The sequence below is a fragment of the Sphingobacterium sp. UBA5670 genome (assembly GCF_002420705.1).
Taxonomy (GTDB): Bacteria; Bacteroidota; Bacteroidia; order Sphingobacteriales; family Sphingobacteriaceae; genus Sphingobacterium.
On sequence record NZ_DIIM01000021.1, the window covers coordinates 562,685 to 582,714 of the forward strand.

Consider the following 20,030-nt stretch of genomic DNA (forward strand, 5'->3'; position numbering starts at 1 on the left):
TTAATAATCTATAGAATTCGTACTTCAATAAATTTGGCTCTTTACAACAGGGGATGCGTCAACATCCCCTTTTCTATTGTATTTGACCTGTTGGTTAATTCGTCCGGTTATATCATATTTTATAAATTTTAATAGGTAAAGAATAATTGTATTAACGAATAAATATATGCCGACCATCGATCTCAAACTTTCGATTTGTAGTATACGACAGAATTTTTAATACCTCCGAAAGTCTGGATTCCCTGCTGAGGGTTCCACTAAACCGATTGTCTAGCGCCATTTCCTCTACATTGACAAAATCCACATTATACCAGCGAGAAATCTGGTTGATAATCTCTTTGAAGCTACTGCCGTCAAGCAGAAGTTCACCACGTTGCCAAGCGGTATTCTTCTGTATGTCTGCTGGCTGTACATGTATTTTATCGGAACTGATGATCGCTTCGTTGCCCGGAGAAAGATAAGCTTCGCGCCCTTGGCTCATAATTTTGACTTTGCCTTCCACCAATGAAGTATTGACTTCTTTTTGATAGGCATTCACATTAAAACTGGTACCAAGCACTTCGATCACAGAGCTTTCAACTTCGATACGAAAAGGTTTGCTGGCATCTTTGGCTACCTGAAAAAAGGCTTCTCCCGTCAACTTCACCCGGCGTTCATCACCGGCAAATTGATCAGGATATTCTAATTTAGAAGCTGCATTTAACCAGACTGTTGTTCCGTCGCTCAGTACAATACTATAAGTTCCTGCCAGGGGTACTTCCAATGTAAGCTTCCCTTTAAGTTCAGTAGGCGTTTTACTTTCGGCCTGATTTTTCTTTCCTAACAGCTGAGTTTCTCCACTTTCACTGGAGAGCTTTGCAAAGCGTTCGCCCGGAAGAATATCATTTTTAAACATGCCTGAGGTATCCGCTGTGATTGCAGCGAGCTGTGGAGCAGTACTCGTCGCTTTGTTTTTTAGAAAAAAAACAGTTGTCGTTAATATAAAGAGGATTGAAGCTGCAATAGCCATCCGTTTTAACGTAAAGATTTTCCTTATGGGTATTACTGGAGTGATATCCGCTTCGAATTTGCTCAGTAGTGCATTTTTGGACCGTCCCAGCACTTCCTCTCTTTCCTCCTTTGGTAGTGTCGGGACGTCATCAAATGAAAGAAACCATTTGGTCACAATCCGCTCTTCCTCTGGATTGCATTCTCCCTTGAGATATTTCTTCAGCAATTTCTGCGCCTGTTCTCTTTGATTATCTTCTGTCATACATATATATAACCTCAGATAACCTTCAGAGGTACCGAAAAAAAATAACTTTTATTTAGTTTTAAGCTTTAATCTACTCAAAGCCAGAGAGATATTATTTTTCACGGTCTGCTCAGATATGGACAATCGAAAAGCGATTTCTTTGATACTTAGCCCCTCTACGCGACTGAGATTGAATGCGGAGCGCATGGTTGTAGGCATCTTGGCGATTTCATTATCGAGCAAAAATGTCAATTCTTTAACCATCAGTTTCTCATCGCTGTTACTTGCACCAACGGGTTCATGCTCCAGAGGAAATACCAGTCGTTCAAAATGGGTGATACGCTTTTGATCTTGCGTCATCCAATCAATTACTTCATATTTGGCTGCTTTGAAGAGGTAAGGATAGATCGAATCCTCAACTTCAATTTTATCACGTCTATTCCAAAAAGAAGCAAAAACATCCTGAAGGATATCTTCGGAATCTCTGACCGAACCGATTCGTTTAAAGATAAAGTTTAATAAGATATGGCCATAGCGATCAAACAATACCGAAAATGCCTGTGTATTGCTTTCTTTCACAAGATAAAACAGATCTTTATCAGACAGCTCTTTCATGACTCATTGATTATATTTACGCTATTCGGATTTCCAGAGGATCTTTACAAAGGTATAATTGTGATGTTAATATAACATTAAATTGCACATCGTGCAAGGTCAATAAAAAATATCTTGGATCAAATCAATAAATACCAATTCAATCAGCCAAATTATTACCTAGTGAAAAGCCAAAGCTAAATATGCTATAACTCACCTATTCTTCACAAAAATTTAATGATTTAAAAATACAGTATAAATAAACATTGTTTAGTATTACAAAACTTATGTATTTTTATATAAAATGAAAAACCTAGCAACATATTATGTATTTGACCGTGCCAATACAGCGCTTATTAAAGTGAATAAACCGATTCGATCCCTGCGCGATGGCGAAATTTTGGTCAACATACAGTACACGACCCTGTGTGGGAGTGATCTCCATACCTATAGTGGCCTGCGCAATGAACCATGCCCAACCATTTTAGGTCATGAGATTGTGGGAATCATCGAAGCAATCTCCTTAGAACATAGCGGACTTGACGCACGGGGCAATCAGCTTCATATTGGCGACCGAATCACCTGGACTGTTTTCTCAAGCGATCCCAGTAACGTCAATTATCAGCCCGAAATACCGCAAAAAAATGATAAGCTCTACAAATATGGCCATCGTCAGATTACCGAAGAGGACGATCTACATGGTGGTTTGGCAACTCATATTATCTTACGGCCAAATACCTGTATACGTATGCTTCCGAAAGATCTCTCCCTTGGAGTAGCGGCGACGATCAATTGTGCTATAGCTACTTCTGCAGGAGCGCTGCGCCTAGCAGAAACCATCACAGGGAAAAATGTTCATATCGCAGGTATGGGATTATTGGGCTTAGTCAGTCTTGCCATGTGTAAGGAAATGGGAGCCAACCGGATTATTGCCTCCGACATCAGCCCTGTTCGTCTGGAACTAGCCAAAAAATTTGGAGCTACCGATACTATCAACCTAAATGATGTGAATGCACACACCGCATTGCAAGCATTCACCATCGACAGATTTATCGATATGAGCGGTTCGCCCGATGCCATGGAACTCGGTATTGATACCTTGGGGCTTCATGGTAAAGCCATACTCGTAGGCGCAGTATTTAAACAACGGACTACTGGAATAGATGCTGAAAAGGTTATACGAAAAATGCTCACCATTAAAGGGCTGCATAATTACAATTATAGCGATTTTTCCACTGCCGTAGATTTTATCATCGACAATTGGCAAAAATATCCCTTTGAGACATTGATAGAACGTGAGTTCCCATTGGAACAAGTCAATGAAGCAATAAGCTATGCTTTACAGCACAAACCTATCCGGGCGGGTATATTCGTTCACTCTTCACCGAAAAAGCAATAATGGAAAGAACGTTTAGAAAAGATCAGTGGAAAATGCTGTTTGTCACGATGTTTTGCTACCTATTCTTTTACACAGGCAGACACAATTTTGGGTGGGCAGCAAGAGGCATTGCCCAAGAACTTGACATCAGTTTTCAGCAAGTCGGCTGGATCAGCTTTGCCATGCTCATGGGCTATGCCATAGGTCAGCTCATCAACGGGAATCTCGCAGATCGCTGGAGTCCCAAAATTATGATTATTACCGGTGGCGGTCTGTCCATTCTTTGCAACCTCTCTATTAGCTTTGCCAGCTCCTATAGTGCCATTTTAGTGCTATGGACATTAAATGGTTATTTCCAGTCCATGGCCTGGGGTTCGGGCGGTAAGCTTATTTCCAATTGGTGGAACAGTTCCGAACGCGGCAAAGCCTTCGGTTTTTACACCATGGCTGCGGGCAGTTCTTCCGTTTTGACCTTTCTAATGGCCTTGGTACTCGTACAGCAGGAACAGAGCTGGCGCACGCTATTTCGTTATCCCATCTTATTTCTCGCCGGAGCACTACTGATCTTTTTGTATGTCGCTTATAGCGATCCCAAAAGAAAAGGCTATACTCCCGCTGAAGAAAAAGAAGGAATAGCGGAGCAGAAAGGCCCACAAGAAAAGGTTGCAGCATCAGAAAAAAAAGGAAACTGGAAACAGTCCTATATTCATGTATTTCAGAACCGCAACTTTATGCTCGCTTCTCTGGCGATTGGTTTTCAAAGTATGGCACGTTATGGCTTAATCTTTTGGGTTCCGATCCACTTCTTGGGAAACAATTACAAAGAGTCTACGGGCAACATGTGGCTGACATTGCTTATTCCTATTGGGATGGCTCTAGGCGCTCTTTCTTTTGGATACATCTCAGATTTCATTTTTAACAAAAACAGAAGCAAATCCATAGGCGTCGGTATGGCGATCAGTTGCGTTATTGCCCTGCTCATTTATTGGGTACCTATCCACAATCACCTTCTGATCGGCATGCTAATGTTTAGTTCTGGCTTCTTTGTATATGGGCCGCAAGCTAATTTCTGGACTTTAAGTCCAGACCTACTTGGTACCAAACTCGTCGGAACAGGCATTGGTGTAATGAATATGTTTGCTTATGTATTTGCGGCTATCGGTGAACCTCTGTTTGGTAAACTGATTGATTACACGGGTAATACCGCAAATATATTTCTTTTTGTTGCACTGATATGTGCCATTTGTGCAACAATCATTAGTTTTGTCCAAAACCCCCAAACCATCATTAATAATAACCCTTAAAAAATCATGATAGACCGAAAAAAATTCCTAAAAATTGGCACACTGGGCCTCTCGAGCATGTTTGTTCCTGCTGCATTTACCCATGCAAAAACGATAGCGAGCCTAAATCCAATAACCGCTGAAGACGCTGTATCCGCTGCACCGAAGGAGTCCGGAACGAAACAGCAAAGTCTGACATTTGGTATTATCGCCGACCTACATTATGACCTTATGCATGATGGAGACCGGCGTGCCCAGCTCTTTATTGATGCAATGAACAAAGAACAGCCCGACTTTATAATTTCTCTGGGGGACTTCTGTATGCCCAAACCTGCCAACACGAAGCTGATGGCCATCTGGACGCAGTTTAAGGGCAAAAAATATTATGTGCTGGGCAACCACGATACCGATGGCGGGTTTACTAAACAACAAGCTTTGACATTCTGGGGAGCAGAAAAACCATATTATTCCTTTGATGACAAAGGTCTCCATTTTGTGGTACTGGACGGTAATGAAAAGGATCCCAACAATAAGGTTGAAGGTTACCCGCGTACGATCGGACAAGAGCAACTTTATTGGCTAAAGCAGGACCTTCAACAGACGAAACTGAGAACGGTTATTTTTTGCCATCAGGGACTTGAAAATACCATGGGCGGTATAGAAAACGGTATGCAGGTACGCTATCTTCTTGAACAGATTAATATAGAAGCAGGCTCCAACAAAGTTATTCTCGTGCTTACCGGGCACCATCATCTCAATTACCACAACGAAATAAATGGCATCCATTACGTACAGATCAATAGTTCGTCTTACTATTGGGCAGGCGAAACTTTTGAAAGTAAAGCTTTTGACGAAGTATTCTATAAAAACCATGGCATCTTAAAACGCACACTCGTCTACCAGGATCCGATTTGGGCTTCGGTAACTATTGGCAAGAAAGACATTACAATTCGAGGAACAGAAACTGTAATGGCCGGTATCCCCCTTAACCAAACCGGAATTGATGTTTATCAGGATGTTTATCCCATTTCTTCCAAAATTGATTCAAGACATTTAAGCTATTAACCATGAAAAGAGTCACCAAAAGCAAATTCATAATATGTTATCAATAAGATATCATAAATGCAATCGTAGGTAAACCTAAACAGTTATAAAAAAATCGATTACGCCATTAAACAAAGAACGCCTATCATTACCTTGACGATTCAAATATACACCCGAAATCAAGTAATGTCAATAGCCACGGGGAGACGCGAGGAAATACGGTGAAATCCGGTAAAAAACGTTTGAAAACGACCCTATTCTTGTGTCATCCCTGAGCTTAACAAGGGCTTAGATAGGGTGATGCTTGTGTCAAGCTAGGGTGATTCTTGTGTCAAGCTAGGGTGATTCTTGTGCCAAGCTAGGGTGAAGCATAAAATTTTGTCTACTCCCCATTTTCCATCGTCGACTGCGTATCCGATTTCGGAAAACATCGGTATCTGGACGCTCACAAAAAAACACTAAAATCCACGAGTTAGATTGCAAGGAGATATTAAAAAACAAAGCGGCAATTACATTTGCAAAAGCCGCTTTTAAATCATTTAAAATACGATCAATTTCGGAGCCTTATTGATAAACTGATCCAGTACACCATCAGCAATCATGACCGGTCCATCAAAACGGGTGGCACCTGGTATGGATTGAATCGCCGCAGCCTCTTGGGAAAACTTGGCCGCTTGCTCAAAATATTGGCCAGCTTTGACGTCTGCCTCGTTTGCTGCTTGAAGTCCAGCCACTGTTGATTCAAGTGCTTTACCCCACAGATACATGGCATCCAACCATGGTTTTGCTTCAGCGAGAAATGCTTTATCAACTTTTCCATTACGGATCATGGCGGGGGCACCAACAAAACTTGCAGCTGTTTTTGAAAGCTCAGCGAGTACCTGCTTACGGTTTTCTGTATCACCATTTGCGATCACATCCTGCACATTGTCGAGTATAGATTTCAATCTCGGCGCTTGCGCTTGCCAAGGGTGCGACCCAAATATAGGCGCTAGACGCTGGGTATCAAAGAAAGTCAACAAAGCTTCAGTTGCTTGCTTGTCCCATCCTGCAAGTTCACGTGCGGCAAACTTCCAAGTCGGTTCTGCATCGTACCCTTTATCGTTCCATGCAAAAGCAACCAAGCCTGTCACAGCAATTCGGCCCGCCATCTCCTGATTCATTGGATTAGATACAATACCCGAAAGCTCTCCCGACAAACCAGCTTCACGGCGGGTATAAGGAGCCAGAAGTAATCTTCCTCTCGATTGATAAAAATCATTTACAGGATAGTTATCCCATAAAAATGTCTTACGGCCGAATGCTTTTGTTGCCGCGCGGGCATCTGATATAGAAATCGCAGGCGGTACGACATCGGTTCCTGTCCACTGGACAACAATAGTTGAATCAAGATGCTTGCGCAGTGCCGCTTTATACGGGCTTTCTTTGGCGTCATAGTATTCGGTAGGCACCATAATCAATGGCGGTGCTGTCGGATCAACCGCTTTCATATTCGCTTGCACCGCGTTTAGCAGATGTGCTTGTGCCATTGCCGCTGCTTCCGCACCGGAAGGTCCAAACGTAAGTGAATCCAATTCACAATTCCACTTTGTATATTCAATATCGTCAAGCGCAACATAAAAACTATGGATACCCACAGCCTGCAGCGCAGCAAATTTGCTTAACAATGTTCGGAGATCATTCGAATCTGCAAAACAAACCGTTGGCCCCGGTGAAATGGCATACACAAAGTTGATATGATTTGTAGCAGCAATACCTGCTAGCTTCTCAAGCGACTTCAATGTTTCCTGGGGATAAGGCTCGCGCCAGCGATCCCTTGCATAAGGATCGTCTTTTGGACTGTAAATAAAGGTATTGGCTTTTATCGTCGATAGAAAGTTCAAGTGCCGTTCACGCTCTTCCATCGACCATGGTTTGCCATAGAAACCTTCAATGGTACCCCTTATTGGTAAGGCAGGATGATCATTGACAACAATTTCCGGAAAAATAGGCCGATTTGCCAGCTGACGCAAGGTTTGTACTGCATAGTATAATCCATTAGCATCTTTAGCGGTTAAGGTGACAACTGATCCCTTATCGATTAACTTACTTGCGAGCGTGTAACCGCTTGCATTTGTATCCAAAGTAGATGTAATTTTCTTCAAACCATCAAGTACGTAAGGAGCTGCATGCGTACCGATCAGGATATAGTTACCATCGATTACCTTCGGAAGCTTTTTAGCATGTTTTATACTTTTGACCCCTGCATCTGCCAACACTTTTGATACCAAGGACCGAGTACCTTGGTCAACAGTACCAGAATAAATCAGGGTGACAGATGTCCCCATTTTAAAGTTTCCTTTCCCAATTTCCATCGATACCGGAGCAGGAAAAATCGCTGGCATTGTGGAAGGAATTGATGCAGAAATATAATCCGCCGGAGGTGCTTGAACAGACTGTCCGTGGCTTATGCCTATATTCAAAAGCGAAACGGCAAACAAACAGACTTTTAGAATCTTAAAGTTACTTATCATGGGCTTAAAAATATGAAAATTATAATTATCAAAACCTAATTAGCAACAATGATACAATTCAAGGCTTACCTTAAGTTGATTAGTAACGAGATTTTTATCATCACGGATATTAAACCCTGTGACCAACAATTTCTAATTCTTCAACGGTACTTTCTTGGCCAAGGTTTTCAAGGCCCCTTTATAAGAATCTAACGTTCCAAACAGCGGTGATTTACTATCCGAAAACAGCTGACGACCAGTCCCATCGTAAATCGTCATATGGACTTTTGTGTTATAATTGGTCGTTGTATATGAATTGTTTGTTGTGACCGAAGATCCTTTTTCCTTGTCTCCGATTTGCTTGTTGCCATAAGACGAAGATGAAGAACCATAGGTTGAAGCTCCTTTATTCTCAATATCATAAACACCCATCACCACATAATCCACCTGGAGTAACTTGGCCAGTTCATCCGGTGTATGATCATCGATCTCTGAAAAATTGATCCCATTTTTGATCAATAGCGCATTTGTTGTTCTTGGATCCTGAAATTGAACAGCCAGTTTTTGCCCTTGCATGGCTTCGACACAGGCCTCCTGGATCTTCTTTCGCATCACATCGGTCATAATGCTCTGGTCATTACTGGCTATCTCAAAAGGAATTACCGCCAATAAATTCCCCGCCGATCGTTCCTCGGCCCTATTTAATGACTTTTCAGTGCTGCTGTTTTGCCCGAATATTTCTTCCCGGCCATTGGCAAAGACAATCTTGCTGATTTTGTCTTTCTTCAATTCATACAGCACAGTCTCGCCCGTATACGAAAACTTAATCAGGTCATCACTTATCGATACGATTTTCCCTTTCTTCTGGCTACCGTCCGCAAGGTAGATCACATCCTCTTTTTGCTGAGCAACAGCTGCATGTTTAGCACCTATGCATAGGAACATAAACAGGATTAAAAATAATTTGATTGGTCCCATAATTTTATTCTTAACAATTAATGATCAGATTCTTCTTTTGTACCGTTATCCGTTTGATTGAAAATAACCTCTTGAATCGGTAAGGCCAAGGCGATACCCTCATCTGTGAAGCGTCTATAAATCTGAGCCAGCAATCCACTTTTAACGCCCCCACTATCCTTGGAAGTCCTGACCCAAAAGTAGAGTTCGACAACCACTGCCTGCGAGGTGACCTGTACAAACTGGACTGATATACCGCTTGAAGAAAGTAGCTGTTCGTCCTCCTCCAATATCTTTTTGAGCAGCTGCGTTACCCGCTCCAGATCTACACCATATTTTACCTCGAGACGTATACTCAGACGTTTTTTCGCTCCCCCCTGGCTCCAGTTCATCACATGCGCATTGAGCAGATCGCCATTGGGCATAATCAGATCCGCTCCTTCGGCCGTGGCAATGACACTGCTACGAAATCCTATTGATTTTACTTTACCCGATTTTCCACCGATCTCGATCAGATCATCTACATTCACAGGTTTTTCAAAAGCAATAATTAAACCGCTCACCAAGTTGTTGACCAAAGTCTGAAGGCCAAAACCTATACCCACCCCCAGTGCGCCAACGATAATACCGATCTGCTGAACGGGAATTCCAAGTGCCGAAAAGGCCAGAAAAAATCCGATGACAATTATCGTGATCCGAACAAGCAAAATCCAGCTCCCCAATCGGAATCTATTTTGGGCTGTCCCTTCCTTTTTCTCCCATTGGGAATCCGCAGCAAAATAGGAAACGATCTTCGAAAGTACAGTTGCGCAGACCATGATCAATAAAAATACCACGAGATTATTGACTGAAAACTGATAGTTGCCCAAGCGATGCCCGGTTTCCAGAAAATCTTTCAACGGGTCTGCAAGAAATCTGAATTCGTAGAAATTTCGGCCGAAAAGCACAAACCAACCAACGATCAATACGGCATAAAAAAATGCAGGTGCCCGTTTGCCCACGCGGTTATAATTAATATAAAACAGCCTTCTTTCCTGCTTCTGATAAACCGAAGAAGCCAATTGTAATCCCTCATTAACCAATCGGATCACCCACAAAAACAAAATAAAAACCACGGCATTTGTTAATCCCGCCACCAAAAGCACCTTACTGAGATTAAATCGGCCAAACAAGTTTAATATTATAGATGCGAGTTCCAATAGTACCATAAATGCGATCGGGAAAAGTATCCAGCGTTCTTTTATCTCATCGCGGCGTTTCTTATTAAAAACAGCAAGCAGGCCAACCAGACAGGCAGCGACTGCTATGAAAAGAATCAGCCAGCGTTCCATCCGCGAAGGCTGAAGGACGAGGTTATCCAATCCGGCGAGAATAAACAGCGTTAATATTGCTAGCCAGACCCCCATCCAATACTTCGTGATTGCCGGTCTAAAAACAAGAGACAAAAAGATCGAAGCAATAGTTAATATCGTAATCGTAAACACAAATGGTGGTGCGGGAAATATAAATTGCACCACACACAAGCCAATCACCAATCCACTCAAAAGTGGCCTATGCAGCAACAGACTTGCCTGAACCACATTTTTATCATTGATCTGCCGGCGCAGGACATGGACATAGACCACGACTACCAAACTTGCCAAAAAGAAGAAAAAGAGTGTTCCCAGATGCGCCCTTAAATAATAGAAATAAAGCAATTTGGCCTTTACGCATGAGAAATATAGGATTTCATCCAAGGGCCGTTCAAACTTACTGGGTACCCATATATTGACAAAATTGCGCGCAATAGTACGATCTGAGAGCTGATTTTGGTAATACTGTACTTCCTCCATATCCGATTCCAGACGTGCCAGTTCAATATTAATTTTATTCTCTAATTCCTGTACAACATTGATCCGCTCGGCAAGTTTCAAGGTAATGGGTGAGATCTCCATCGCAATCAACCGAATCCGACCCATATAACGAGCCACATTAGCAGAGTCTTTCGAAACAACAAAAAGTGCAGGATCATTGCTCAGCGAATCAAGCTGCAGCTGATAATTTGTAAGCCTATCCTGATAGCGGTCCATTTCGCGCTTCAGGCTCCTCACCTCTATCGAAAGTGCATTCAGGATATTAAACGTTACGGTAAGATTACGCGAAGATTGGGCAGAGCCCTTATTTTCAAAAACACCATCTTTGGCCATATCATGTAAGACAGTCAACTCCTTCAACCCGCGATCCACACGCATAGAATCGAAATCTTTTCGCAGAAAAGATCGGGATTGACTCGCCAACAATTTAATATCTTCCAGTACACGATTTTGTCGGATGGTAGCACGGTCCATCTCCAGATCCTGAATACTTCTCTTAGCAGATTCCTTAAAAAATTGCTCCATCTTGGCCACAAATCCCACCTGGACCGAATCCTGGGAATTGCTCAAAAGCACTTTTGAAAACAACATGATTAAGAAACACGCTAAAACTTTCCTGCTCATTGATTTTAAGTCTATTTTCCTTTTAGGTACTATCTATACAGATAATACACTAAATGTACATATATTACTTCAAAAAACATACGCTGATCTCATCAGCTTTGTTGCATCGGCAGCTCCCTAGAATCACAGGCGTCAGGCTTTATCGTTACCTATTGTTTCATGAACCATTCGATATTGCTTCGTAACAGGTACGGCCTTTCTCCCTCAATTACCTACAGAGGGCCTACTGCCTGCCTTGCCACAGGCAGCTAATCTATAGAGAAACGATAAAAAAAAATAGCTCATTTCCGAACAAGAGGCGAATAAAGGGCGAAGTAGATGTAATGCAGAGGCGAATAAATAACAACCAGTGTTTAAAACTCAATCAATAGCCTAAAGACATGCCCCGGATCCTTTAGCCACGACTCGAGCGCCAATTGTGCCTTTTCTACAGGATAGATCGCTGTAATCAGTTCCTCTATCGGACAGGTTTTCATGTTGAGGTACTTCATCACCGCAGCGAAGTCCTTTGGTGTCGCATTGCGCGATCCCCTGATATCCAGTTCCTTTTTTACAAAAAATTGCGTATCAAAAGGAATAGCTTCTTTTGCATAACCGATATAAACAACTCTGCCAGTATATGCAGCGGCGGCAATTGCGGCTAGGTAGGTTTCTTTGCGCCCAACGGCCTCAATGACCACATCTGCACCCATAGACTGGGTTAACGCACTCAGCTTCACCTCAAGATCTTCCTCAGCACTGTTAATTGTAAACTTAGCGCCAAGCTTTTTCGCAAGCTCAAGTTTTTCAGTACTCACATCGACAGCAATCACCGTAGCACCCCGCAAAGCTGCACGAACGATTGCCCCCACCCCGATCATTCCGCATCCAAATACCAGAACAATATCACTATCAGTTACCAAAGCTCGATCAACGGCATGAAAGCCGACACTCATCGGCTCCACTAAAGCCAATTCTTTAGATGATAGTTGTCCACCTTCGATAATCTTTTCTACAGGCACCACGATATATTCGGCCATCGCGCCGTCGCGCTGCACACCCATTGTCTCGTTATAACGGCAGGCATTGGATCTGTTATTCTTGCAGGCCGTACACACACCACAATTGGAATAAGGATTTACGGTAACTCTTGCACCAATCTTCAGATCAGTAGCGACATGATTTCCCAGTTCCACTAACGTAGCCCCGATTTCATGCCCCGGTATCACAGGCAACTTGACCAAGGGGTTCAACCCGCGAAAGGTATTCAGATCCGAACCGCAGAATCCAACATAATCAACCTTTAGCAAGGCATATCCATCTTTAACAGTCGGCTGAGGAATATGCGTGATTTCCACGCTTCCTTCTTTCACAATGTTTATTGCTTTCATTTATTAAGGATACTAAGATTTAAACAGTTATTGCTCTTATCATTTAGAATGATATCAAAGATAAATATAAGAAATCCAGAATCTTCCCACCTCCGGATCTTTGATTTCAACGTATAGCCAAAAATAATTGGATATGAGGGAGAAAGAAACTACATTAACGATCAAAAATAATACAATATCGACCTCTTCCCTACAGCGCTCTTGCAAGGTATCTCTTCCAAAGATCTTTCATTAGCATAGATTCTTACCGATCAGCGGCATCGTTTTATACATAGGCAAGCATTTGTAAAATCGCTACAGTAGGCAAATAGCTCAATTTATGACGTCTCCACATTTTAAGAAAGCAATGTTATGAATCATTATTCCAAAAAAGAGTTTAATAGCATCATAACGTCTCCCAGATCGGGTCAAAATAACAGATTGTCGATATTAGTACTTAAAAAACTATTTTTTCTAAAGAAAACAATTTATATTGTATTGTACTATGCTCCACTTCGCATGATGATAAATAATGAAAAGAATAAACTAGATTTTACACTATTGAATGTTGGCTATGCAGAACATCAGGCAGATTGGAATTTTAAAGATATCAAGAGTCCATTTGCCCGAATACATTATGTGTGCGAAGGAGAAGCGTCTATTATTTTGAAGGACGAAGTCATTAAACTTCGGCCCGGTCACCTCTACCTTACCCCGGCTTATGTCCAGCATAGCTATGCCTGTTCTGCCAAATTTTCGCTCTATTATATTCATATCTATGAAAACCCCGAATTAATATCGAGTATTTTTGACCGATATGCTTTTCCGAAGGAAATCAAATCTGACCCTTTATTGGAAACACTCATTCAACATCTATATGGCATAAATCCAGAGCGCGAGCTGACAATTTATGATCCTAAGAGCTACGACAACTCGACAGAATTAATGAAAAACATGGCGCTGCAGACAGCCTCTCCTTTTGCCCGGGCATCCGAAAACCAAGCTATTATCCATTTACTAATGAGCCGATTTTTGGCGGAAGCAATCAACAAAATTCCGCATGGCGAAAAACGCCTGCTGCGCGTACTTGATTACATAGACGAAAATATCCATCAACCGATTTCCATCGAACAGCTTGCCAATTTGATCTTTATTTCCAAAGATCACCTGATCCGGCTATTCAAAAAACAGATGAATACGACGCCAGTGCTTTATATCAATCAGAAGAAAATCGAAAAAGCACAATTGATGATGCTCGTTGATGAAGACACTATTCAGCAGCTCAGCTTCAAATTGGGCTTCGAAAACATATCCTACTTTAATAGATTGTTTAAAAAAATAACAGGCGAAACTCCCATGGCCTACAAACGTAGAATTCCCAGATAGAATAATTCTTTTAGGAATAGACTTAGCTGGGAATTTCTTTATCTTCTAGTTGTGATGCCCCATGGGTAACCTTATTTTCTTTAGGTCATCCAATTCATAGATTGGTCTTTCCAGTTGGTAAGGTATCGGCTGCCGTGAAAAAAGTTGAAAGTATTGTACGCAAGCATCTCTCCACCAAATAGCATCTCTGGCCTGAATTTTAAGTTTAGCCTGGATTTCCGAGAAACGGGATTGATCCATATAGCTTTCCATACGATCCCAGACTCTTTGGAATTCTCTTACTTTTTGAACACCATGATCATAACGGAAACATAATTCATCCCAGAGCGTACGGCCGTTATTCATCCGATAAGTCCAAGGAACATGGTGGAACCACAATAAAAGATTTTCTGGACAAGTTAATAGCGTTCCATAAATTTTGTCCAAAGGCGGATGATATTGTGCTACCGCATTACTTCCGTTGACAGTGCGATCAAATCCCAATCCGAGGCTATCAGCATGATGATAATACCATGGCATCCAGTCAGGACGTCCTCCTGGAATGTCTCCCCAAGGTTCGGGACCATAATGGTGGTCAAAAGCAAATAAATGATGTAAGCCCAAAGGCATCATATAATCTACTGCTGCTTCCCGTGATTCCAGCATCATCTTCTTGACAGGCTCTACAAAGGCCTGAGTACCTGTAAAGGTCATTCGTATCCACTCATCCGCGATCTGGGCAGATGACAATGTACTGTTCCAGGCCAGGCGGCCAAACGCATACCAGTTGGCTTGGGCAAAATGATGCCCCGTCCAATTGATATCCTCACCAATATTGGCAACAGCGGCAATGGCAGTTTTCCGTCCCGGATGCCCCCTGCTGCCAGTCAATTTTGCCACCGTTTCGCCATTGCCATTGGCATACGTTTCACTGTTTAACACCTCCTTAAACAAAGGAGCCAGATAAACCAGATGGTTAGAAAATCCTAGATACTCCTGTGTCAATTGAAACTCGAGCATTTTTACCGTATTTGGCATCGCTCCCAATAAAGGGTTAAAAGGTTCCCGGGGCTGAAAATCTATTGGGCCATTTTTTACCTGAAGGATCACGTTTTCCCGAAACTGCCCATCCAGGGGCACAAACTCTTGATAAGCCTGTTTCGCGCGGTCATCTTTAGTCGGATGATAGACAAAAGCCCGCCAAAATACAGTTCCCCCATAGGGACGTAGCGCATCGGCAAGCATGTTGGCACCATCCGCATGCGTGCGACCATAATCTTGCGGACCTGGCTGTCCTTCCGAGTTTGCTTTGACCAAAAATCCGCCGAAATCTGGAATCAGCCCATAAATCTCCTTTGCTTTGGATTTCCACCACTGCTGAACATCCTGATTTAACGGATCCGAATTAGATAACCCTCCTAAATTTTTTGGTGCCGAGAAATTGACCGACAAATAAACTTTGATACCATATTTACGAAAGACATCCGCCAGTGCTTTAACTTTCAGCAGATAATCCGTCTTCAATAGTTCTGAAGAAGCATTAACATTATTCAATACGGTGGCATTAATGCCAACAGATGCATTGGCCCGTGCATATTGCTCATATCTGGATGAAAGTTTATACGGCAATTCCTCCCATTTCCAGAGTGAATGCCCTGCATAGCCCCGTTCTATAGTTCCGTCCAAATTATCCCAATGATTCAAAATCCGGATATCATAAGAGGGTATTTCTGTGAGTCCCGCATTCGGTATTTGACCTTCCGTCTCCTGAAGACGCAGTAAATGATAGGCAGCATATAATAGCCCTACCGATCGGCCAGCGACCACATGAACCTGATTTCCATGCTGCCTTATTTGATAACCATCTTTTAATTCCTTTCTCCGATGATCAAGCTTTAAAATGACATCCATACCCTTCCAGTAAAGCTGCAGCTCCTGCTTTGCTAACATGAGGGTTGCATCCGCTGATTCTCCGCCTGCAATCCGGACGGTACCCGTAGGTTTTCCCTGTTTTGAAAATCGCAGCCACAATTGGCTACCGTCCTCTGCCCGTACGACAAAAGGAACAGCAGCTAAAAATGCCAACAACAAGCAATATAAACGCATGATAGGCCTCATTCGTACTAAAAATTAAGAAGTCAATCCGTCGATAGGCTTAATACAGCCATTTTCATCATACTCCAGCTCAATCACTTTCATACTTCTTAGCCAGGTCTTTCCGCCAGATGGGACCGAGTCATGATAAAAAAGGTACCACTTATCTTTGAATTTCAGAATACTGTGATGAGTTGTCCATCCAACAACTGGTGACAAAATAACGCCTTGGTAGGTAAACGGCCCGTAGGGATTGTCTCCCGTTGCATAACAGATCAGATGGCTGTCTCCTGTAGAATATGAAAAATAGTATTTATCCTGATATTTATGCATCCAGGAAGCTTCAAAAAACCGCTTTTCCGTATCACCATGCTTCAAAGGTTTTCCATCTTCATCTAAAATAACGAGATCACGTGGCTGTTCCGCAAATTCCAGCATGTCGGCAGACATCCTGACAACCTTTGGAGACAATGCGGGTTCATCAGGTTGAGGCAATTCATTGGGAGAAACAATCTTATTATTTCGATAAAACTGCAGCTGCCCGCCCCAGATACCGCCAAAATACAAGTAGTATGTACCATCTTCATCTTTAAAAGCACAGGGGTCTATGCTATAACTTCCCTTAATTGGATTGTCCTGGGGCACAAATGGTCCATACGGATGATCTGCGATAGCGACACCAAGTCTAAAAATATCGTTTTTGTCTTTCATCGAGAAATACATATAGTATTTCCCGTCTTTCTCCGTCACATCAGAGTCCCAAAGCTGACGACCAGCCCAGGGAATGTCCTTAAGATCCAATACTTTCCCATGATCAACCACCTCGGCATGGCTATCTTCAAGTGAAAATACATGGTAATCCTGCATATCAAAATGATCACCATTGTCATTTTCGGGCATTCCGCTCTCCCGGTCATGGGAAGGATAGATATAAATCTTGTTTGCAAAAACATGCGCTGATGGATCAGCCATATAATCCCCCGCAAATAAGTATCTGCTCTTGTTCATATTTCTTATTTCTTTTTTTTTTGAGTCAATGCAATAATATCCTTCACAAATGGTTTAGGTTGATAATTCCGGTCGAATAGTAAGGGATAATCTGTACGTCCGGGAATAGGCCAGCCATTCTTCCATGAATCCCCATCGCCGACACCCCACAAAGTCACACGGGATATTTTATCATGATGTTTGAGATACAAGCTAAAAAAGTCAACATACCTCTTCCCAAGCTCTTCCATTTTCTCGGCAGGCAGACCTTCTTCATAAGGATTCATTTCTTTACTGTACGCGTGGCGTTCCCCAATTTCTGCCCCCATATCAGGACGTACATGCGGGAGAACCGAAATATCCATTTCAGTAACCATTACCTTCACACCAAGACCTGCAAATCCAAGGATGGTTTTTTCAACTTCGCTGATTGATGGATTGTCCAGTCCATTATGCTCCTGCATACCAAGGCCACTGACATGACCACCCGCAGCCTTTACCTGCCGGACCATAGCTATAATTCCATTCCTTTTTGCAGGAATGGCTGTTGAATAATCATTATAATATAATTCAGCTTTAGGGTCTGCCTCATGGGCAAATTTGAAAGCCAATTCAATAAATTGAGATCCAATAATCTGATAGAATTTGCTTTTACGCCATTCACCATTATCCAATATCGCCTCATTCACCACATCCCACCCGAACACCCGGCCTTTATAACGGGATACAACGGTCTGTATATGCTTCTTCATCCTTGCGATAAGGACCTCACGAGAGACATCTTTACCATTTTTATCAACAAAAAACCAGGCCGGAGTCTGCGAATGCCAAATCAGTGTATGACCGATAATCTGCATCTTATTTTTTTCACCAAACGCAACAAAACGATCTGCATCCTTAAAATTGAATACGCCCTCCTGCGGCTGCAAAAACATACTTTTCATACAATTTTCGGCAACGATGGAGTTAAACTGTGTTTTCACCACAGCAACAGCCTTCGAATCCCGCTCCCAGATCTGATCAAGATTTAGGGCCGTTCCTATAAAAAATTTATTTTCAAAAGCATCTTTCAAGATCACCGAATCCGTTGCTTGTTTAGCGCTTTGAATAGCTGCTGAAGCAGAAGTAGCGATCAATAAAGCCGTTACGGCCGTCGTCATAGTTTTTAATATTTTCATGGTCTATTTTTGATTAATAAATGGATCTGGATTCAATATCCCGATTGATTTTATCGATGGTCACATCATCCAGTTCGTATTTGGAAATAACATACATGGCCAACACCAAAAGTATGGCAGGAATAACGGCCACCAACCATAGAATTCCTTTTTCAGCCATAGGAGATTGTGTTGTTGCATTATCTTTATCAAATTCTACATAAGCCAGTACCAAACCCGGAACAACTCCGCCTAGTGCCATCCCTGCTTTGTAAAAAATACCGGTCAGCGCATTGACGATACCAGAGATACGTTTACCGGTTTTATATTCACCGTAGGATATGACCTCAGGCACCAGGGCCCACATATAACCAGTGGCAACGATCACACCGGTTGATTTAATAAACTGAGCACCCAACACCAGTCCGATATTTCCCTTCAGGTTATCGTTGGATGAAATAACGTATAACATCAGCATGCCAAGGATTGCAATACCCAAAAAAACATAGAACATTTGCTTTTTGCCTATTGCACGTTTGATAGCCGGAACCAGTGGCATAAAAATAAACGCAGGCAATGATCCCAGTGCCATAAAATAAGGCAACATATCCGGCGCATTTACATTGTAGATCATGTAGTAGGATCCGGCCGAATTACCGATAGCCATCATCGCAAATGCGGTAATGAAGAAAAATGCCAAAATACGCAAGGGCCTGTTATACTTAAACTCCTGCCAGAGATCAGACACCCGAACATTATCTGTATCCTTCTCGTCCATAATAACACGTTCCTTTGTTTGTGAAAAACAAAAAAATAAAAGAACTAATCCGGTTAGCGCATAAATTAGCATCGTCGTGAACCAGGCTTCTGCCGAATCCTTCGAATTAATCTTGCCATCTGCTGAAAAATATTTTACCACAAGGGGCACCCCGTATCCGACAGCCAGCCCCCCCACATTAGCCATAAACATCCGTGTGGAAGTTAGTTTTGTCACCTCATTTGTATCCCTCGTCAGGGAAGCATTTAAAGCACCATAAGGAACATTAATCAGTGTATACAACATGGATAGGCCAACATACGTGATATACGCATAGGTTAGAGATCCCGAAAAGCCATTCCAAAAGCACAGAATAGCAAAGCCTGTCAAGGGAATCCCCCCCAAAATGAGATAGGATCTATACTTCCCCATCCGCGGATTCCGCTTATCGACAAATGCCCCTACCATGGGATCCCACAAGACATCAACAACGCGAACAATAAGGAACATCACTCCCGCCGAGGCAGCGGAAATTCCATAAACATTGGTGTAGAAAATCAATAGATACATTGAAACAGTCTGATAAATAAGGTTCTGTGCGAGATCGCCAGCACCAAATCCCACACGCTGTTTCATTGAAAGTTTGTAAAAGCCTTTTAAAGACTTTACCTCTGTCATACTTTGGTCCATACAATTGGTTATTCGATTAGTTGAATTACAGCAGTAAAACTACAAGTCCACTTTAGCCGGCACCCGATACAAATGTTTTATATTCCAATAAAAATGTTTAAAAAGACTTCCTATAAAAGAAATTACCATAGAAAAAGGGAACCCTACTGGATTCCCTTCCCCAACACTACAG

Annotated in this window: 14 protein-coding genes; 4 read left to right on the forward strand and 10 right to left on the reverse strand. The window is 42.3% G+C overall.

Annotated elements, in window-relative coordinates:
• Positions 1 to 151: 151 nt before the first annotated feature.
• Both B3C94_RS20425 and B3C94_RS20430 read right to left on the reverse strand, forming a co-directional pair.
• Positions 152 to 1,252, reverse strand: a complete 1,101-nt coding sequence (locus B3C94_RS20425; RefSeq protein ID WP_293907182.1) for a FecR family protein — start codon at positions 1,250 to 1,252, stop codon at positions 152 to 154.
• Positions 1,253 to 1,303: 51 nt separating this feature from the next.
• Positions 1,304 to 1,849 carry an RNA polymerase sigma factor gene (locus B3C94_RS20430; protein ID WP_293907184.1) on the reverse strand — a complete coding sequence of 182 codons (546 nt, stop codon included), beginning with the start codon at positions 1,847 to 1,849 and terminating at the stop codon, positions 1,304 to 1,306.
• A 283-nt stretch (positions 1,850 to 2,132) separates the two neighbouring features.
• Between B3C94_RS20430 and B3C94_RS20435 the strand changes: the two genes are divergently transcribed.
• Genes B3C94_RS20435 through B3C94_RS20445 form a run of 3 tightly spaced genes read left to right on the forward strand, consistent with a single transcriptional unit; the run spans position 2,133 to position 5,554 of the window.
• Positions 2,133 to 3,227 carry a zinc-binding dehydrogenase gene (locus tag B3C94_RS20435; protein ID WP_293907186.1) on the forward strand — a complete coding sequence of 365 codons (1,095 nt, stop codon included), beginning with the start codon at positions 2,133 to 2,135 and terminating at the stop codon, positions 3,225 to 3,227.
• Positions 3,227 to 4,510, forward strand: coding sequence for an MFS transporter (locus B3C94_RS20440; protein WP_293907188.1), 1,284 nt, complete (start codon positions 3,227 to 3,229; stop codon positions 4,508 to 4,510). Before B3C94_RS20435 ends, B3C94_RS20440 begins: the two co-directional genes overlap by 1 nt.
• Before the next feature lie 6 nt (positions 4,511 to 4,516).
• Positions 4,517 to 5,554 (forward strand): metallophosphoesterase family protein, encoded by a 1,038-nt coding sequence (locus B3C94_RS20445; protein ID WP_293907190.1) that lies wholly within the window; start codon positions 4,517 to 4,519, stop codon positions 5,552 to 5,554.
• A gap of 518 nt (positions 5,555 to 6,072) precedes the next feature.
• On the opposite strand, the gene B3C94_RS20450 is transcribed toward B3C94_RS20445, so the two are convergent.
• From B3C94_RS20450 to B3C94_RS20465, 4 genes are all read right to left on the reverse strand, one after another.
• The gene (locus B3C94_RS20450) at positions 6,073 to 8,046 is read right to left on the reverse strand and encodes a beta-N-acetylhexosaminidase family protein (protein ID WP_293907192.1); all 1,974 of its coding nucleotides are present in this window, start codon (positions 8,044 to 8,046) and stop codon (positions 6,073 to 6,075) included.
• Positions 8,047 to 8,178: 132 nt separating this feature from the next.
• Complete coding sequence (locus B3C94_RS20455; RefSeq protein ID WP_293907194.1) at positions 8,179 to 9,003, reverse strand: hypothetical protein; 825 nt, start codon at positions 9,001 to 9,003, stop codon at positions 8,179 to 8,181.
• Positions 9,004 to 9,020: 17 nt separating this feature from the next.
• Positions 9,021 to 11,459 carry a mechanosensitive ion channel family protein gene (locus B3C94_RS20460; RefSeq protein WP_293907196.1) on the reverse strand — a complete coding sequence of 813 codons (2,439 nt, stop codon included), beginning with the start codon at positions 11,457 to 11,459 and terminating at the stop codon, positions 9,021 to 9,023.
• Between the two features lie 353 nt (positions 11,460 to 11,812).
• Positions 11,813 to 12,829: a zinc-binding alcohol dehydrogenase family protein gene (locus B3C94_RS20465; protein ID WP_293907198.1), complete on the reverse strand. Its 1,017-nt coding sequence runs from the start codon at positions 12,827 to 12,829 to the stop codon at positions 11,813 to 11,815.
• 498 nt (positions 12,830 to 13,327) lie between these two features.
• Between B3C94_RS20465 and B3C94_RS20470 the strand changes: the two genes are divergently transcribed.
• The gene (locus tag B3C94_RS20470) at positions 13,328 to 14,194 is read left to right on the forward strand and encodes an AraC family transcriptional regulator (protein WP_293907200.1); all 867 of its coding nucleotides are present in this window, start codon (positions 13,328 to 13,330) and stop codon (positions 14,192 to 14,194) included.
• Positions 14,195 to 14,239: 45 nt separating this feature from the next.
• Here the strand turns inward: B3C94_RS20470 and B3C94_RS20475 are convergent, their stop codons facing one another.
• From B3C94_RS20475 to B3C94_RS20490, 4 genes are read right to left on the reverse strand one after another with little or no spacing between them, the layout of a single operon-like run.
• Positions 14,240 to 16,279 (reverse strand): alpha-glucuronidase, encoded by a 2,040-nt coding sequence (locus tag B3C94_RS20475; protein ID WP_293907202.1) that lies wholly within the window; start codon positions 16,277 to 16,279, stop codon positions 14,240 to 14,242.
• 24 nt (positions 16,280 to 16,303) lie between these two features.
• Positions 16,304 to 17,275 (reverse strand): glycoside hydrolase family 43 protein, encoded by a 972-nt coding sequence (locus B3C94_RS20480; protein ID WP_293907204.1) that lies wholly within the window; start codon positions 17,273 to 17,275, stop codon positions 16,304 to 16,306.
• 5 nt (positions 17,276 to 17,280) lie between these two features.
• On the reverse strand, positions 17,281 to 18,432 hold the full coding sequence (locus B3C94_RS20485) for an endo-1,4-beta-xylanase (RefSeq protein ID WP_293907206.1): 1,152 nt from the start codon (positions 18,430 to 18,432) through the stop codon (positions 17,281 to 17,283).
• A 13-nt stretch (positions 18,433 to 18,445) separates the two neighbouring features.
• Positions 18,446 to 19,846: an MFS transporter gene (locus B3C94_RS20490; protein ID WP_293907208.1), complete on the reverse strand. Its 1,401-nt coding sequence runs from the start codon at positions 19,844 to 19,846 to the stop codon at positions 18,446 to 18,448.
• Positions 19,847 to 20,030: the final 184 nt, after the last annotated feature.

Excerpts from the sequence above, each read along its gene's own strand:
- B3C94_RS20425 (WP_293907182.1), bottom strand. The coding sequence starts at position 1,252 with ATGACAGAAGATAATCAAAGAGAACAGGCGCAGAAATTGCTGAAGAAA.
- B3C94_RS20435 (WP_293907186.1), top strand. The coding sequence starts at position 2,133 with ATGAAAAACCTAGCAACATATTATGTATTTGACCGTGCCAATACAGCG.
- B3C94_RS20450 (WP_293907192.1), bottom strand. The coding sequence starts at position 8,046 with ATGATAAGTAACTTTAAGATTCTAAAAGTCTGTTTGTTTGCCGTTTCG.
- B3C94_RS20440 (WP_293907188.1), top strand. The coding sequence starts at position 3,227 with ATGGAAAGAACGTTTAGAAAAGATCAGTGGAAAATGCTGTTTGTCACG.
- B3C94_RS20455 (WP_293907194.1), bottom strand. The coding sequence starts at position 9,003 with ATGGGACCAATCAAATTATTTTTAATCCTGTTTATGTTCCTATGCATA.
- B3C94_RS20445 (WP_293907190.1), top strand. The coding sequence starts at position 4,517 with ATGATAGACCGAAAAAAATTCCTAAAAATTGGCACACTGGGCCTCTCG.
- B3C94_RS20465 (WP_293907198.1), bottom strand. The coding sequence starts at position 12,829 with ATGAAAGCAATAAACATTGTGAAAGAAGGAAGCGTGGAAATCACGCAT.
- B3C94_RS20475 (WP_293907202.1), bottom strand. The coding sequence starts at position 16,279 with ATGCGTTTATATTGCTTGTTGTTGGCATTTTTAGCTGCTGTTCCTTTT.
- B3C94_RS20480 (WP_293907204.1), bottom strand. The coding sequence starts at position 17,275 with ATGAACAAGAGCAGATACTTATTTGCGGGGGATTATATGGCTGATCCA.
- B3C94_RS20430 (WP_293907184.1), bottom strand. The coding sequence starts at position 1,849 with ATGAAAGAGCTGTCTGATAAAGATCTGTTTTATCTTGTGAAAGAAAGC.
- B3C94_RS20470 (WP_293907200.1), top strand. The coding sequence starts at position 13,328 with ATGATGATAAATAATGAAAAGAATAAACTAGATTTTACACTATTGAAT.
- B3C94_RS20485 (WP_293907206.1), bottom strand. The coding sequence starts at position 18,432 with ATGAAAATATTAAAAACTATGACGACGGCCGTAACGGCTTTATTGATC.
- B3C94_RS20460 (WP_293907196.1), bottom strand. The coding sequence starts at position 11,459 with ATGAGCAGGAAAGTTTTAGCGTGTTTCTTAATCATGTTGTTTTCAAAA.
- B3C94_RS20490 (WP_293907208.1), bottom strand. The coding sequence starts at position 19,846 with ATGACAGAGGTAAAGTCTTTAAAAGGCTTTTACAAACTTTCAATGAAA.